Genomic DNA, 15,961 nt, shown 5'->3' with positions numbered 1-15,961 from the left:
CGGGGTCAGAGACCGCGGCCCATGAACACGTCGTCGACGTACTCGCCGTCGAGCAGGAACTCCTCGGGCAGGACCCCCTCCACCACGAACCCCTCGGACTCGTACAGCTTCCGCGCCGGGGTGTTGTGCCCGAGCACCCGCAGCGAGATCCGCCGGGCGCCCTGTCGGCGGGCCTCGTCCTGCACCGCCCGGAGCAGCGCCCGCCCGACGCCGGTGCCGCGGGCCGCGTCGGAGACGGCGAGTCCCTGGATCTGCCGGACGTGGGAGTTGCAGGCGAGAGTGGTCGGGTGGCCGAGCCTGACGTAACCGACCAGGACGCCGTCGAGTTCGGCGACCAGATGGTCGCGCGGTCCGAACCGGTCGTTGTAGAAGGGCTCGTACGGCGGCTGGGGGCGGGGCATCACCGCGTGCAGCGTGGACCAGGTCGCGCGGTCGAGACGGCCGAGTGCGTCCTCGTCGTCCGGGGTGGCGAAGCGTATGTGCGGTACCGGCATGAGGATCACTGTACGGCGGCGCCACGGAGCTCCCGCCCGACTTTTCGCGGGTCGCGGGGCAGGATGGGCGCATGAACGACTCACCGCTTGCTCCGGGTTCCCGCGTGGTGATCGCCGGTGCGTCCGGCCTGATCGGTTCGGCGCTGACGCGCTCCCTGACCGCGGACGGGTACGAGGTGGTCCGCCTGGTACGGCGGGCCCCCCGCACCCCGAACGAGGTGCGGTGGGATCCGGAGGGGCGCGGGGTGGACGCGGGGGCGCTCGCCGGGTGCGCGGCGGTGGTGAACCTCGCGGGGGCGGGCGTGGCCTCGCGACGGTGGACGGAGTCGTACAAGCGGACGATCCGGGAGAGCCGGGTGCGCGGGACCACGGTGCTCGCCGAGGCGGTGGCGTCCCTCGACGAGCGGCCCGCGGTGTTCGTCAACGGCAGCGCGATCGGGTTCTACGGCGACACGGGCGAGCGGGCGGTGGACGAGTCGGCGCCGGCCGGGGACGGGTTCCTGCCCTCCGTGTGCGTGGCGTGGGAGGGGGCGGCCGCCGCGGCGCGTGAGGCGGGTGTCCGTACCGTGCTCGCCCGTACGGGGCTGGTGGTGGCGCGGGAGGGCGGGGCGTGGGGGAGGCTGTTCCCCCTCTTCAGGGCGGGGCTCGGCGGGCGTATGGGGGACGGCCGTCAGTACTGGAGTTTCATCTCCGTGCACGACGAGGTGGCCGCGATCAGGCACCTCATCGACACGCCGTCGCTGTCCGGACCGGTCAATCTGACCGCGCCTCAGCCGCTGACCAACCGTGAGATCACGGCGGCCATGGGGCGGGTGATGCAGCGGCCCACGGTACTGGCCACTCCCGCGGGGGTGCTGCGGGTGGCTCTCGGTGGCATGTCCGGGGACATCCTCGGCAGTCAGCGGGTCCTGCCCGGCCGCCTCCTGGAGTCCGGCTTCGCCTTCACGTTCCCGTCGATCGAGGACACGCTCCGAGCGGCCCTGCGCTGACCCGCGGTTCTTCGCCCCCGCCGCCCCTGCCCGACCCGACCCGTACCTGGGGGCTCCGCCCCCAGACCCCCGTATCGGCCTGAACAGCCTCGTCCTCAAACGCCGGACGGGCTGATGGTGCGGGCCTGGACTGCGGGTTTTCAGCCCGTCCGGCGTTTGAGGACGAGCCCTTCGGGCGAAGCGGGGGTCCAGGGGGCGCAGCGCCCCTGGCGGGGTCTGGGGCGGAGCCCCAGGGACAGGACGGGTCGGGTACGGGCGGCGGGGGCGAGGAACACCCGGTCGGACACGGAACCGTATGCACCCCCATGCGACCGTGCACACCCGACGCGCGACTCCCCCACGCCGCCCACACCCCTACTCTCGACCCGAACTCGGGTATTCCCAGGGCATGTTGGGGGCATGACGTCCCCACCGGCCGCACAACCTCGAGGAGGGGCATGTGCTAGAGCCCGTATGTCAAGCGGACGTGGACGTCGTCATCGTCGGGGCCGGAGCCGCGGGCCTCGCGGCCGCCCAGCACCTGACCAGGGCGGGGCTCACCACCGTGGTCCTGGAGGCCGCCCCCACCGTGGGCGGCCGCATGTCGACGGAGAAAGTGGACGGATTCCGGCTCGACCGCATCGGCCGGCTGCTGTCCACGTCGTACCCGGAACTACGCCGCACCCCCGGCCTGGACGGCCTGACCCTGCGCCCGTTCTCCCCGGGCGTCCTGCTGCACAGCGACGGCCGCCACCACCGCGCCGGCGCCCTCACCCCCCGGAGCGCAAGGGGCGCACTCACCGCAGCGCGCGCCCTCGCAAGCGCCCCCCGACTCCCCCGGGCCGCCACCCGGGGTTCCTCGCGCCCTTCCCGGAGCCACGGCGGGGTCCCGCGTCCCGGCCCGCTGGGCGGTCCCCTCGACCAGACCCGTCTCACCGCCGCCCTGGCCCGCCTCGCGGCCACCCCGCCCGAGCGTCTCCTGGCCCGCCCCGAGCTCCCCGCCGCGCGGGCACTGGCCGCCCGGGGGCTGTCGCCCCGTACGGTCGACGGCTTCCTGCGCCCCCTGCTCGCCGCGCTCCTGTGCGATCCGGGCCTCACCGCCTCCAGCCGGGCCGCCGACCTGGCCCTGCACTCGTTCGCGTCGGGCCGGCTCTGCCTGCCGGAGGGCGGCGCGGACACCCTGCCGGAGCTCCTCGCGGCCTCTCTCCCCCCGGGCACCGTCCGCACCGGCGTCCAGGTCACCGCGGTCTCCACGACCACCGTGACCACACGCGACCACGGCCGGCTCACCTGCCGCGCCATCCTCCTGGCCACCGGGGCCCGCGACGCCGCCCGGCTGCTGCCCGGACTGCGCGTCCCGGCCTTCCACCCGGTGACGGTCCTGCACCACACCACGGACGAGCCGCCGCTCGCCGAGCCCGCCCTGCTCCTGGACGCCGACCGCGGCGGCCCGGTGGCGCACACGGCCGTGGTGAGCCAGGTCGATCCGAGCCGTGCCCCGGCCGGGCGCGTCCTGATCTCCTCGACGGTGCTGGGAGTCCCCCCGTCCGACGCCCCCCTGGACGCGGCGGTCCGCGCCCAGCTGGCCCGCCTGTACGGGACGCCGACGGGCCGCTGGGAACTCCTCGCCGTCCACCACACCCCCGACGCCGTCCCCGCGATGTCCCCGCCGCACGATCTGCGGCGCCCGGTACGCCTCCTGGCGGGCCTGTACGTCTGCGGGGACCATCGCGACACCGGAACGCTCCAGGGCGCCCTCCATTCGGGCCGCAGGGCCGCCCGCGCCCTGATCGCGGACCTGGGCGCCCGTCGGACCGCCGGGGCCGAGCAACCGCTGGAGGAAGCCGCCTGACCCCCGGGTCACCCGAGCGCGGCCACCCGGTCCCGGTAGCCGCGCACGGGTGCGGCGTCCCGGTACGGTTCGAGCCGGCGCTCGAAGTCCCGTACGTACTCGACGGCCCGTACCGAACGCATCTCCGCCGCCTGCCCCGCCGCCTCCGCGCCCAGCTGGCAGGCCTGGTCGAGCTCTCCGAGCCCGAGCCGCGCGGTGGCGAGCACGACCCGGCAGAAGAGCCGGCTGCGCGCGTACCCGGGCGCCCGCAACTGCAGCGAGCGCTCGGCGTGCTGCGCCGCGGCCCGGTACTGCTGCAGATCCCGGTGGCAGTGCCCGAACTCGTCGGCGAGCTGCCCCTCGTCGAAGAACCGCGCCCAGTGCGGCGCGTCGTCCCCGGGCCGGGCGGTCTCGAGCGCCCGCTCGGCGCGCACCAGCGACGCCGTGCAGGCCCGCACCTCCCCGAGCACTCCGTGCCCGCGCGCCTCGACGGAGTGCAGCAGAGCCTGCACGACGGGCGGCGCGGAGGAGCCGACGCCCTGCTGGGCGACCCGGGCGAGCTGTACGGCCTCGCGCCCGTGGCCGAGATAGACGGCCTGCCGGCTCATGGTCACCAGCACGTAGGAGCCGTACGCCCGGTCCCCGGCCGCCTGCGACAGCCGCAGCGCCTGAACGAAGTAGCGCTGCGCGAGCCCGTGCGCGGCGATGTCGTACGAGGTCCAGCCGGCCAGGCGGGTGAGGTCGGCCGCGGCGGCGAACAGACGCCGTCCGGTCTGCTCGCCGTAGACACCGCGCAGCATCGGCTCGGCCTCGTGCTCCAGGTAGCGGACCAGCGCCTGCCGGGCGTGGCCGCCGCCGTAGGCGTGGTCGAGGGCACGGAACAGCTCGCCGACGGAGCGCAGCGCGGCGATGTCGCCGCCGGTGACCCGCTGGCCGGGGCCGCGCTCGGTCTGGTTGCGCCGGCGGGCCGGCGGATCTCCCGGTTCCAGCGGGGCCGGGAACCTGGGAGGGGCGGGACGCACCTGTGCGGGGATGCGCGCGCCGGCGGCCTGGTCGCCGCGGCCGACCCGGTCGTCGGCCCGGCCGATCAGCCAGTCCCGGCTGGGGACGACGAGTCCCGCCGGGGTGAAGGCGATCTTGCGCAGCTCGGCGTGGCTGCCGGAGTCCTTGCGCCACAGCCCGCTGACGATGTCGACGGCCTCCTCGGGGGTCGCCGCGAACTCCAGTCCCGCGTAGACGGGAGCGCAGGCGTCGAGCCCGAGGTCCTGCGCGGTGAGCCGTCGTCCGAGGCGGCGGGTGAACACCTCGGCGATGAGCGCGGGGGTCGTGCCCCTTGGCTGCTGCCCGCGCAGCCACCGGGTCACCGATGTCTTGTCATATCTCAGATCGAGTCCGTGTTCGAGGCCGAGCTGGTCCACGCGGCGGGCGAGACCGGCGTTGGAGAACCCCGCTTCTGCGATGAGCGCGGCGAGCTGGCGGTTGGGAGTGCGCTGCGCGGGTCGTTCCGTCATCTGCGGTGCGGTCTCCTGCCTTTCGGGCACCAGTGCGTGCCCGTCTGTGAGCAGCCCTTATGGCCTCGTGAACGGCGCGAATGTAGCTGAGCGTGAGCACTCGATCGCACCTTTCGCCATACATTCATCCGATCGTGTGAGGATTGCCCTTTGGGCTGACGCGGAGGGCCCGGACGTACAGTGGCGTGGGCGCGTTACGTACCTGACGAAAGGTTCTTTCGCGTACCGGACAACGGTTCCGCGGATGTGCCGGACCGCGGTCGTGGACTTCGAGGGAGGCGCTTGCCGTGAGTGAGCTGCGGTTCGTCCGCATGGGATTCGGTGCCGATGCCGTGGACTACCAGGAGGCGTGGGACGAGCAGCGCCGGGTGCACAACGCCCGCTTCCTGGACGAGATCCCCGACACCTGCCTGCTCCTCGAACACCCGCCGGTCTACACGGCGGGCCGGCGCACGGCGGACAGCGAGCGCCCGCTCGACGGCACGCCCGTCGTCGACGTGGACCGCGGCGGCAAGATCACCTGGCACGGACCGGGCCAGCTCGTGGGCTACCCCATCCAGAAGCTTCCGCGCCCCGTGGACGTGGTGGCGCACCTGCGGCGCCTGGAGGAGGCGATGATCCGGGTCTGCGCGGAGTTCGGCGTCGGGACCAGCCGGGTGGAGGGCCGGGCGGGCGTCTGGGTCCTCGGCGACCCGGTCGAGCAGCGCCCCTCCGGCGGGCTCTCCCTCGACTTCGACCCCCGCCTCGCCGACGAGGAGTTCGACCCGCGGCTGGACGGACCGCAGTACGCGCCCTCCAACGCCGGCCAGCGGCGCGAGGACCGCAAGATCTGCGCCATGGGCATCCGGGTCGCCAAGGGCGTCACCATGCACGGGTTCGCCCTGAACGTGAACCCGGACACCTCGTCCTTCGACAAGATCATCCCGTGCGGCATCCGGGACGCGGGCGTGACGTCACTGGCGTACGAGCTGGGCCGCGAGCTCACCATCGACGAGGTACTGCCCGTCGTGGAGAAGCACCTGGGCGACGTACTGGCGAACGCCGACCTCAGGCCGCGCGAGGTGGAGCGGGCGTCCGCCTGACGCGTCCCCCTCCGGGGGACCCCCCGCAGCGCGGGGAACCGCTCGACCGGCCCCGGGAATGCACCCTTGCTCCCCAAGGTTGCCCACCCCGGGGAGCAAGCACCGCACGGGCGTACCCTGGTGTACGCCGAAGAATCGAAGCTACAGGGAGCCGATGTGTCCGCAGTCGCACCCGACGGACGCAAGATGCTGCGCCTGGAGGTCCGGAACGCCCAGACCCCCATCGAGCGCAAGCCCGAGTGGATCAAGACCCGGGCGAAAATGGGCCCCGAGTACACGAAGATGCAGAGCCTCGTGAAGAGCGAGGGGCTGCACACGGTCTGCCAGGAGGCGGGCTGCCCCAACATCTACGAATGCTGGGAGGACCGGGAGGCCACGTTCCTGATCGGTGGGGACCAGTGCACCCGGCGCTGTGACTTCTGCCAGATCGACACGGGCAAGCCGGAGGCCCTCGACCGTGACGAGCCCCGTCGCGTGGGCGAGTCCGTGGTCACCATGGACCTGAACTACGCCACCATCACCGGCGTCGCCCGCGACGACCTGGAGGACGGCGGCGCCTGGCTGTACGCGGAGACGGTCCGCCAGATCCACGCCCAGACCGCCGAGCGCGCGGAGGGCCGCACCAAGGTCGAACTGCTCGCCCCGGACTTCAACGCCGAGCCCGCCCAGCTCGCCGAGGTCTTCTCCTCGCGGCCGGAGGTCTTCGCGCACAACGTGGAGACGGTCCCCCGGATCTTCAAGCGCATCCGCCCCGGCTTCCGCTACGAGCGCTCGCTGAAGGTCATCACGGAGGCCCGGGACTACGGTCTGGTCACGAAATCGAACCTGATCCTCGGCATGGGCGAGACCCGCGAGGAGGTCGGTGAGGCGCTGCGGCAGCTGCACGAGGCGGGCTGCGAGCTGGTGACCATCACCCAGTACCTGCGCCCGTCCGTGCGCCACCACCCCGTGGAGCGCTGGGTCAAGCCGCACGAGTTCGTGGAGCTCAAGGAGGAGGCCGAGCAGATCGGCTTCTCCGGCGTCATGTCGGGCCCCCTGGTCCGCTCCTCGTACCGCGCCGGCCGGCTGTACCGGATGGCCGTCGAGAAGCGCGGCGCGTACGTCGCCTCGCAGGCCGTCTGACCGACGCGCGGCACCCCCGGACGGAGCAGTCGGGGGAAAACGGTTCGACCCGAGCGGTGGCACTGAGTGCCACCGCTCGCGTGTGAGTCGGCGCACAAGCAACTACCGCCCGGTAGTGGCCAATTCGGCACCCTCACGGCCGTCCGCGCAGTTGGGGACCCCCGTCAGGATCGCGTCAGGCTGGAGACCTGCTGCATCAAGGCTTCATTGGTGTTTGACCGGTCGGTCACGCCCTGGTAACACCAATCAGTGACCCTGGTCTTGCACCACGTACCGCCCCGTCCCACGAGCCGTCATCCCGAGGGGGGACCTCCCATCATGCAGGCCGCGCCCGTACGCGCCACCGCGATCCCGTCGTTCACCGATGCACTCCGTGCCGTCGAGTCGCTGCTCATGAGCAGCGGCCAGCGCACCGCCCGCCGCAACGCCTGGACCTCCGTCCTGGAGGACCGCCGTCGCGCCAAGGACCGGGTCGAGGCGCAGCGCGTGCTGGAGTCCGTGGCGACGCGTCCGTAGCCGTCGCACGACCCGTCGCACGCCTCGCCGCGTGCCCCGGCCGCGGGCGCTGCCGCCGTCCGCCCGGACACTGCCGTCGTCGGGCCTTGCCGGGCCACGTAGACTTCGGGGCATGGCGAGGAAGGAACCTGCAGCGGACGCTGCGAACCCCGGGCGACTCAAGCAGATCGTCCTGACCTACAAGATGACTCGCAAGGCCGATTCCAAGATCGGTCTTGTACTCGCGGCAGTCGGAATCGTCACCCTCGGTGTCTTCCTCGCGATCGGCTTCCTGATCGGCCACCCGGTCTATCTGGGCATTCTCGGCCTTCTGCTCGCCTTCCTCGCGACGGCGATCGTCTTCGGGCGCAGGGCCGAGCGGGCCGCGTTCGGACAGATGGAGGGCCAGCCCGGCGCCGCCGCGGCCGTGCTCGACAACATCGGCCGGGGCTGGACCACCACCCCCGCGGTGGCGATGAACCGCAGCCAGGACGTGGTGCACCGCGCGGTCGGCAAGGCCGGCATCGTGCTGGTGGCCGAGGGCAACCCAAACCGGGTGAAGAGCCTGCTGGCGGCCGAGAAGAAGAAGATGGCGCGGATCGTCGCGGACGTACCGGTGCACGACGTACTGGTGGGCACCGGCGACGGGCAGGTGGGGCTCAAGAAGCTCCGCACCACGATGCTGAAGTTCCCCCGCGTCCTGACCGGCGCGCAGGTGACCGCCACCAACGACCGGCTGCGGGCGATGGGCGACCTGATGAGCAACATGCCGCTGCCGAAGGGCCCGATGCCCAAGGGCATGCGGATGCCGCGCGGCGGTCCGAAGGCCCGCTGAACACCCCTCCTACGTGCGTACGACGAAGGGGGCGACCGGATCTCTCCGGTCGCCCCCTTCGTCGTCTGCGGACGTCGTGCCCGGCTTCCCTGGTCCGAACGGCGTGTCCGGCTTCCCGGGTCCGAACGCCGTGCCCGTGCCCCGGGTCCGTGCCCGGGTCGGTCCCACCGTCCGTGCACCCGTCCGTCCGTCCGGACGTCGTGCCCCGAGGTGTACCGAGGCCGCCGGACGGCTAGGCGCGGACCTCGACGGTCCGGGCGAGGCGGTCGTGCAGGCCCCGGCCGTCGCGGTCCCAGATCAGGGCGGGGACGGCGACGCACAGCAGGGCGGTGCGCAGCAGGGCGCGCAGCGGGTTGAGCCGCCCGCCGCCCTCGGGCACGATGCGCAGGCCGAACAGCCGCTTGCCCGGCGTGAAGCCGACAGTGCCGACGGTCAGGACACCGAGGGCGAAGAAGACGAGCAGTGCCCAGTTCCCGGTCGCCTGGCCGTAGCCGTCGGTGAGCAGCCCGTATGCGATCACCATGCACAGGGCCCAGTCGACGGCGAGGGCGCCGAGGCGGCGTCCCGGACGGGCGATGGAGCCGGGCCCGTGCTCCGGCAGACCGAGCTGCTCGCCCCGGTACCCCAGTTCCGCGCCGGAGTCCTCCATGGCCGCCCGGGGTCCGGAGAGCCACGATCCGATTGCTTGCCTGTTGTCCACCCGTCAACGGTACTGCGCCCGTTTTGGCATACGGACACGAGGGGCCCGGGCAGCCCCGGTCGGTTAACTTGGGCGAAACAAATGGGTCACGCTGGAGAAATCCCCCGTCCCTATGGTCAGGCCCCAGCGTGTGCCACCGCACTGGCCGCACGAACGAACTACCACCCCGGTCCACAGTGGGCGGGAGTAGGAGGAGCTGGATGTTCCAGAACGCCGACGAGGCCAAGAAGTTCATCGCGGACGAGGACGTCAAGTTCGTCGACGTACGATTCTGCGACCTGCCGGGTGTGATGCAGCACTTCACGATCCCGGCCGAGGCCTTCGACCCGGCCGAGGAGCTCGCGTTCGACGGCTCCTCGATCCGCGGCTTCCAGGCCATCCACGAGTCCGACATGGCGCTCCGCGCCGACCTGTCCACCGCGCGCGTCGACCCCTTCCGCCGCGACAAGACGGTCAACATCAACTTCTTCATCCACGACCCGATCACGGGCGAGCAGTACTCCCGTGACCCGCGCAACGTCGCGAAGAAGGCCGAGGCATACCTCGCCTCGACCGGCATCGCCGACACCGCGTTCTTCGGCCCCGAGGCCGAGTTCTACGTCTTCGACAGCGTGCGCTTCGACACCAAGGCGAACGAGGCGTTCTACCACATCGATTCCGAGGCGGGCGCCTGGAACACCGGTGCGATCGAGGACAACCGCGGCTACAAGGTCCGCTACAAGGGCGGTTACTTCCCCACCCCGCCGGTCGACCACTTCGCCGACCTGCGTGCCGAGATCTCCCTGGAGCTGGCCAAGTCCGGCCTCCAGGTCGAGCGCCAGCACCACGAGGTGGGCACCGCCGGCCAGGCCGAGATCAACTACAAGTTCAACACGCTGCTCGCCGCCGCCGACGACCTCCAGCTCTTCAAGTACATCGTGAAGAACGTCGCCTGGCGCAACGGCAAGACCGCGACCTTCATGCCGAAGCCGATCTTCGGTGACAACGGCTCGGGCATGCACGTGCACCAGTCGCTGTGGGCCAACGGCGACCCGCTGTTCTACGACGAGGCGGGCTACGCGGGCCTCTCGGACACCGCCCGCTACTACATCGGCGGCATCCTCAAGCACGCCCCCTCCCTGCTCGCCTTCACCAACCCGACGGTGAACTCCTACCACCGCCTGGTCCCCGGCTTCGAGGCCCCGGTCAACCTGGTGTACTCGCAGCGCAACCGCTCCGCGGCCATGCGCATCCCGATCACGGGCTCCAACCCGAAGGCCAAGCGCGTCGAGTTCCGCGCGCCCGACTCCTCCGGCAACCCGTACCTCGCCTTCTCGGCGCTGCTGCTGGCGGGCCTCGACGGCATCAAGAACAAGGTCGAGCCGGCCGAGCCGATCGACAAGGACCTGTACGAGCTGGCCCCCGAGGAGCACGCGGGTGTCGCGCAGGTCCCGACCTCGCTCCCGGCCGTCCTCGACCGTCTCGAGGCCGACCACGAGTTCCTGCTCGCGGGTGACGTCTTCACGTCCGACCTGATCGAGACGTGGATCGACTACAAGCGCACGAACGAGATCGCGCCGCTGCAGCTGCGTCCGCACCCGCACGAGTTCGAGCTGTACTACGACGTGTGAGCCGGCCCGGCTTCCGTACGGAGCCCCGTCACCGCCCTCGGGTGGTGGCGGGGCTCCGTCGTGATGCCCGGCACCCGGGTCGTCGTACACGGCGGGTGGGCCGTCGCGCGCGGTGCTGGACGGTGTGTGCGGCGCATAAGGAGGTGACGTTCGACAGGGCTGTTCTTTGCCTCCCGCGGGGCCGTTCGGCACCGGTTCTTGGGCGGGCACGGGCGCACAATGGAAGCGGGACGAGTGCCGGAGTGCGTGAGTGCCTGAGTTCGGGGTGATGCAGAATGCAGAGCCGGTTCCGGAGCGATCGGCGCCTGACCGTGCGGATGACGGTCACGCTGTTCCTGCTCGGATTGCTGTACGTGGCCTTCGTCGCCGCGTTGATCGTGCTGCTGAAGTCCTGGGTCCTGGTCGTGGTCGTCGCCGCCGCGATGCTCGGCGCCCAGTACTGGTTCTCGGACCGCATCGCCCTGTACGCGATGCACGGGCGGATCGTGGAGCGGGAGGAGCATCCGCAGCTGCACGGGGTCGTGGACCGGCTGTGTGCCGTCGCCGACATGCCGAAGCCGCTCGTCGCCGTCTCCGACCTGGACATGCCCAACGCGTTCGCGACCGGACGGAACGCCGACCACGCGGTGCTGTGCGTGACGACCGGGCTGCTGCGCCGGCTGGAGCCCGACGAGCTGGAGGGCGTCCTCGCGCACGAGCTGTCGCACGTGGCGCACAAGGACGTCGCCGTGATCACCGTGGCCTCGTTCCTCGGGGTGATCGCCGGGCTCATCGTGCGGTTCGCCTTCTACTCCCAGCTCTTCGGCGGGCGCGGGCGCAAGGACCAGAACACGCTGGCGATCTTCATGGCGGTGATGGCCGTCTCCGCGGCCGTGTACACGATCAGCTTCCTGCTCATCCGGGCCCTGTCCCGGTACCGCGAACTGGCCGCCGACCGGTCCGCGGCCCTGCTCACCGGCCGGCCCTCGGCGCTCGCCTCCGCGCTGACGAAGGTCTCCGGGGACATCGCGCGGATCCCGACGAAGGACCTGCGGACGGCACAGGCATTCAACGCCTTCTACTTCACGCCCGCCCTGGGCGCCGGGCCCAGTCTCGGCAAGCTCTTCTCCACCCACCCGAGCCTGGAACAGCGGCTCGAACAACTGGGCCGTATCTCGGCCGAGTTGGGCGAGGCGGCGACTCCCGGCACAATCACCTGACCGTACTTCGCCGCTCTTCGAAAGGCAGCCGTCCGCATGGGGTTCCTGGACATCCTGCTCGGGCGCACCAAGGCCGTCGCACCCGATCTCGACCAGCTCTTCGGGCTGCCGTCGGCCGCCGTGACCCTGCAGGCGGCCGCCGGGTTCACCCCGACCGGGACGGGCGCGGTGTGTTTCGCCTCCGTAGAGGGCGCGGCCTTCGCGGAGGCCCACCGCGAGGTACGGGAGCTGCTGGAGGCGGACACGGCCCGTGCGGAGTCCGCGCCCTCCGGGCAGCCGGGCGCGGGGCCACCGGTGGAGGTGACGCGGGACGAATACGGGTACTCCTGGCTGGTCTCGCGGCGCGCGCCGGACGACCTGGCCGCGCTGGTGAGCGATCTGCACGCGGTCAACAGCACGCTGGAGGGCAGCGGTTTCGGCCCTCAACTGCTGTGCTCGGTGGTGGCCTTCGCGGAGACCGAGGACCCCGAGCAGGCCGGGCGGCGGCTCGGGCTCGTGTATCTCTACAAGCGCGGCACCTTCTACCCGTTCGCGCCGTCGGCGGATGGCGGCGGGCGACGCGACAACGCGCTCGAACTGCGGATCAAGGCCGCTCTCGGCGACGACCTGCGCATCGAGCAGGATCTCGGCCGGTGGTTCCCCGTGTGGGGCGCCCCGGGTCTGTGACGCCCCCGCGGGCCGTCCGCGGCCTCAGACCCCGCGTGCGGCCGTGACCACTCCGGCCGCCACCGCCGATTCCAGTGCCGCGTGGTCTTTCGTGTTCTGGTCCGCGTAGCGCAGGGCGAAGTCGGCGACGGCGTGTTCGAAGGTCTCGGCGCCGCCCAGGTAGGCGGCGATGGCGACCCGGTCGCCGGAGCGCGCGTGCGCGCGGGCCAGCGCGGTGCCGCACAGCCGGGCGTAGGCCACCAGCTCGTCCGGCGTCATTCCGGAGACGTTCGCGGAGCCCTTCATGTCGCGCAGTTGCCGCCAGTAGAAGGCGCGGCCCTGCGGCCCGGTCATCCAGCCGAGGAAGATGTCGCTCGCCGACTGCAGCAGCCGCTGCCCGGCGACGATCCGGTGGCCGGGATGGACGTACGGACCGCCGGGCAGATGCTCCTCCAGTACGGATCTGGTGGCTTCCTTGATCTGCAGGAACAGCGGGTCGTCCGTGTCCCGGCCGGTGAGCAGCACGATGAAGCAGCGGGTGCCGACACTGCCGACGCCGACGACCTTGCGCGCGGCGTCCGCGAAACGGTAGCGGTCCAGCAGCAGGCGGCGCTCCTCGGCGAGGGTGGAGCGGTAGTCGCTGAAGATCTTGCGCAGGGCCGCCATGTCGGAGGCTCCGGCCGGTTCGAGGAGCGGTGGGTCGCGCACGATGCGCCGCCGTCCGTCGACGGTCTCGGTGAGTTTGCCGAGGGCGTGCAGGCTGGTGCGGCGCCGGGCGCGGGTGAGGCTCGACTCGACGCGTCGGCGCCGGCCGGCGGAGCGGACGAGCGGGAGCAGCCGGTCGGGGTCGATGCGCTCGTACCAGACGGCCAGTTCGCCCCGGTCCGCGAGCCGTCGTATGCCCTTGCGGTACTCGGCCGCGGCGGCCTCCGCCGCGCGGCGCACCCGCGTCTCGGCGTACCCGTTCTCGCGGGCGGCCACCGCGACGCTGGCCGCGAGCCGTTTGACGTCCCACTCGAAGGGGCCCGGATGGGTCTCGTCGAAGTCGTTCAGGTCGAAGTGCAGCGCGCGTTCCGGTGAGGCGAACAGGCCGAAGTTGAGGAGGTGGGCGTCACCGCACAGCTGGACCGTGAGGCCGGTGTGGGGCTGGGAGGCGAGGTCGGCGGCCATCACGGCGGCGGCTCCGCGCAGGAACGCGAACGGCGAGGCGGTCATCCGCCCGTACCGGATCGGCAGCAGTTCCTGCAGTCGGTCCCTGCCCTGCCGTTCCAGGACGGCGACGGGGTCGGGGCGGTCGACGCCGGGGATCCAGACGGCGTGCGAGGAACGGGGGGCGCGCTTGCGGGCGGCCCTGCCGTGGGCGGCCCGTGCGGCGGGGGTGGCGGTGGCGCCGGTCGGGGCCACGGCCGTCAGGTCCGCACTGCGCGGGCGACGTCGCCGCTGACGGCTCCGGAGAGGCTACGGGTGCTGCGGGCCGTGGCGTTCCTGGAGCCGTCCGCCGGAACGTCGTCCACCTTGACGACGACCGTGTCGAGGAGGGTGCCTCCCTCGTCGCGGAAATCGACCTGGACCACGTACGTCCGGGACGTGGAGGTGGGGTTGGTGGCGGTGACCTCGATGATCGAACGGCCGTCGGAGTCGGTGCGCACCCGGTCGCCGGCCTTCACCTCGCCCTTCGCGTTCAGGCCGCTCCTGAACTCGTCGAACCGCCGGCCCGCCTCGGCGGTGGCGGAGGCGAGGGAGTTGCCGGCCCCGGCGGTCGCGGAGGCCAGGGCGCTGCTCGCCGCCGAGGCGAGGGAGGCGGCGGCGGAGGCGGCCTGCGAGGCGGTACCGGCGGGATTTCCGTCGCCCGAACAGCCGGTGAGGGAGAGAGCGCCCAGCAGCACGGCACCGGCCGGCCGCAGCAGCGGCCCCCGTACCCGAAGCCCCCGTATCCCGTTCCTCGCCATCTCGCCTCCCGGCGTTCCGCTGCGGATTCGCTGCCTCGCGTTCTCCACAGTCAAGATTCTGAGCAGGGCATACGCATGTGGGAGGCGGCAATCGGGTGAGGCGCGAGAGGATGCCGGGAACGACGGCTATGAGGCGGAGGCGGCGTGGACGAGCAGCGGCGGCACATCGGGGTGACGGAGCGGCGGGCCCGGCTCGCGCTGCGGCACCGGCTCGCGGGGCCACGGCGCGCGGCGGGCCCCGAGGAGGTCGCCGGGTCACTGGTCGCGCTGCACGGGACCGATCCGGCGACGGTGTACCTGGCGGTGGGCGCGCGCCTCGCGGAGGCCGGGCGGACGGTGGGGGAGCTCGACCGGGCGCTGTACGGGGACCGGACCCTGGTGCGGATGCACGGCATGCGGCACACCGTGTTCGTGTTCCCCACCGAACTGGCCGCCGTGGTGCACGCATCGACCGGCCTGGCGATCGCGGCGAAGGCGCGGACCGGACTGATCAAGGACGTGACCACCGGCAGTGACGGGCGGCTGACCGAGGAGTGGCTCACGGAGGTCGAGGCGTCCGCGCTCGCCGCACTGGCCCGGCGCGGGCAGGCCACCGTGAACGAACTCACGGGCGACGAGCCACGGTTGAAGGAGCAGTTCACCTACGGCGCGGGCCGGGGGTACGAGAGTGCGCAGACCGTGTCCTCACGTCTGATGCGGGTGCTCGGCATCGAGGGGCGGGTCGTGCGGGGGCGTCCGCTCGGCTCCTGGACCTCGACGCAGTTCCGCTGGGCCGTCGCCCCGCCGTACCCCGAGCTCCCGGCCGGTGAGGCCCAGCGCGAGCTGCTGCGCCGCTGGCTCACGGCGTGCGGGCCCGCCTCGGAGGCGGACCTCAAGTGGTGGACGGGGTGGAAGGTGACGGACGTGCGGCGGGCGCTGGAGGCGATCGGGGCGGAGGCCGTGTCGCTCGACGGCGGGGTGAGCGGGTACGTCATGGCCGGCGACGCCGGTCCGGTCGACGACCCCGGCGCGCCGTGGGCCGCGCTGCTGCCCGCACTCGACCCGACGGCCATGGGATGGCAGGAGCGGGACTGGTATCTCGCGCCCTCGATGCGGCCCGCGTTGTTCGACCGCAGCGGGAATGTCGGGCCGACGGTGTGGTGGGACGGGCGGGTGGTCGGGGGGTGGGCTCAGCGGGGTGACGGTGAGGTGGTGTGGCGGGTGCTGGAGCCGGAGGGAGTGGGGCGGGAGGGGATGGCGGCGATCGAGGCGGAGGCCGCGCGTCTGCGGGGCTGGTTGGGCCCGACCCGCGTCACCCCGCGCTTCCGCACACCGCTGGAACGCGAACTGACCACTCCGTGAGGTCACCGGCCCGCTTCCCGCCCCCGCCGCCCCTGCCCGGCCCGTCCTCTGCCTGGGGCTCCGCCAAGGGGCCGCGCCCCCTGGACCCCGCATCGCCCGAAAGGCTCGGCCTCGAACGCCGGACGGGCTGAACATCCGCACCCCAGGCCCGCGCCATCAGCCCGTCCGGCGTTCGAGGA

The 15,961-nt window shown here is 72.4% G+C and carries 15 protein-coding genes; 10 read left to right on the top strand and 5 right to left on the bottom strand.

Features of this window, described 5'->3' with window-relative positions:
* Window positions 1-5: 5 nt before the first annotated feature.
* The gene (locus ACFVTC_RS04645; RefSeq protein WP_390123917.1) at window positions 6-494 is read right to left on the bottom strand and encodes a GNAT family N-acetyltransferase; all 489 of its coding nucleotides are present in this window, start codon (window positions 492-494) and stop codon (window positions 6-8) included.
* A gap of 71 nt (window positions 495-565) precedes the next feature.
* On the opposite strand from ACFVTC_RS04645, the gene ACFVTC_RS04640 reads away from it, so the two are divergent.
* Window positions 566-1,483 (top strand): TIGR01777 family oxidoreductase, encoded by a 918-nt coding sequence (locus ACFVTC_RS04640; protein ID WP_390123915.1) that lies wholly within the window; start codon window positions 566-568, stop codon window positions 1,481-1,483.
* Between the two features lie 439 nt (window positions 1,484-1,922).
* Window positions 1,923-3,314 carry an NAD(P)/FAD-dependent oxidoreductase gene (locus ACFVTC_RS04635; RefSeq protein WP_390123913.1) on the top strand — a complete coding sequence of 464 codons (1,392 nt, stop codon included), beginning with the start codon at window positions 1,923-1,925 and terminating at the stop codon, window positions 3,312-3,314.
* Window positions 3,315-3,322: 8 nt separating this feature from the next.
* On the opposite strand, the gene ACFVTC_RS04630 is transcribed toward ACFVTC_RS04635, so the two are convergent.
* Window positions 3,323-4,804, bottom strand: a complete 1,482-nt coding sequence (locus ACFVTC_RS04630; protein WP_390123911.1) for a regulator — start codon at window positions 4,802-4,804, stop codon at window positions 3,323-3,325.
* 287 nt (window positions 4,805-5,091) lie between these two features.
* On the opposite strand from ACFVTC_RS04630, the gene lipB reads away from it, so the two are divergent.
* The 4 genes from lipB (at window position 5,092) to ACFVTC_RS04610 (ending at window position 8,338) form a co-directional block, all read left to right on the top strand.
* Window positions 5,092-5,886 (top strand): lipoyl(octanoyl) transferase LipB, encoded by a 795-nt coding sequence (gene lipB / locus ACFVTC_RS04625; RefSeq protein WP_390123909.1) that lies wholly within the window; start codon window positions 5,092-5,094, stop codon window positions 5,884-5,886.
* 156 nt (window positions 5,887-6,042) lie between these two features.
* Window positions 6,043-7,008 (top strand): lipoyl synthase, encoded by a 966-nt coding sequence (lipA, locus tag ACFVTC_RS04620; protein WP_168527781.1) that lies wholly within the window; start codon window positions 6,043-6,045, stop codon window positions 7,006-7,008.
* Between the two features lie 318 nt (window positions 7,009-7,326).
* Entirely contained in the window at window positions 7,327-7,524 is a 198-nt protein-coding gene (locus tag ACFVTC_RS04615) for a hypothetical protein (protein ID WP_148013661.1), read from the top strand.
* A 112-nt stretch (window positions 7,525-7,636) separates the two neighbouring features.
* Entirely contained in the window at window positions 7,637-8,338 is a 702-nt protein-coding gene (locus tag ACFVTC_RS04610; protein WP_168527782.1) for a DUF4191 domain-containing protein, read from the top strand.
* 232 nt (window positions 8,339-8,570) lie between these two features.
* On the opposite strand, the gene ACFVTC_RS04605 is transcribed toward ACFVTC_RS04610, so the two are convergent.
* Complete coding sequence (locus tag ACFVTC_RS04605) at window positions 8,571-9,038, bottom strand: RDD family protein (RefSeq protein WP_390123907.1); 468 nt, start codon at window positions 9,036-9,038, stop codon at window positions 8,571-8,573.
* Window positions 9,039-9,238: 200 nt separating this feature from the next.
* Here ACFVTC_RS04605 and glnA point away from each other — a divergent pair, with 200 nt between their 5' ends.
* From glnA to ACFVTC_RS04590, 3 genes are all read left to right on the top strand, one after another.
* A complete protein-coding gene (glnA, locus tag ACFVTC_RS04600) occupies window positions 9,239-10,648 on the top strand; it encodes a type I glutamate--ammonia ligase (RefSeq protein ID WP_385088741.1) in 1,410 nt (469 codons plus the stop codon).
* 275 nt (window positions 10,649-10,923) lie between these two features.
* On the top strand, window positions 10,924-11,847 hold the full coding sequence (gene htpX, locus ACFVTC_RS04595; protein ID WP_390123905.1) for a zinc metalloprotease HtpX: 924 nt from the start codon (window positions 10,924-10,926) through the stop codon (window positions 11,845-11,847).
* Between the two features lie 36 nt (window positions 11,848-11,883).
* Window positions 11,884-12,513, top strand: coding sequence for a hypothetical protein (locus ACFVTC_RS04590; protein WP_390123904.1), 630 nt, complete (start codon window positions 11,884-11,886; stop codon window positions 12,511-12,513).
* A 24-nt stretch (window positions 12,514-12,537) separates the two neighbouring features.
* On the opposite strand, the gene ACFVTC_RS04585 is transcribed toward ACFVTC_RS04590, so the two are convergent.
* Complete coding sequence (locus ACFVTC_RS04585) at window positions 12,538-13,896, bottom strand: DUF2252 domain-containing protein (RefSeq protein ID WP_390123903.1); 1,359 nt, start codon at window positions 13,894-13,896, stop codon at window positions 12,538-12,540.
* A 5-nt stretch (window positions 13,897-13,901) separates the two neighbouring features.
* On the bottom strand, window positions 13,902-14,441 hold the full coding sequence (locus ACFVTC_RS04580; protein WP_390123901.1) for a hypothetical protein: 540 nt from the start codon (window positions 14,439-14,441) through the stop codon (window positions 13,902-13,904).
* A gap of 144 nt (window positions 14,442-14,585) precedes the next feature.
* Here ACFVTC_RS04580 and ACFVTC_RS04575 point away from each other — a divergent pair, with 144 nt between their 5' ends.
* Window positions 14,586-15,782 (top strand): winged helix DNA-binding domain-containing protein, encoded by a 1,197-nt coding sequence (locus tag ACFVTC_RS04575; RefSeq protein ID WP_390123899.1) that lies wholly within the window; start codon window positions 14,586-14,588, stop codon window positions 15,780-15,782.
* Window positions 15,783-15,961 lie beyond the last annotated feature (179 nt).

Origin of the sequence: Streptomyces sp. NPDC057950, assembly GCF_042887295.1 — a bacterium.
In the GTDB taxonomy this organism is placed as follows: Bacteria; Actinomycetota; Actinomycetes; order Streptomycetales; family Streptomycetaceae; genus Streptomyces; species Streptomyces kaempferi.
This window is presented reverse-complemented; position numbering and strand designations above follow the sequence as displayed.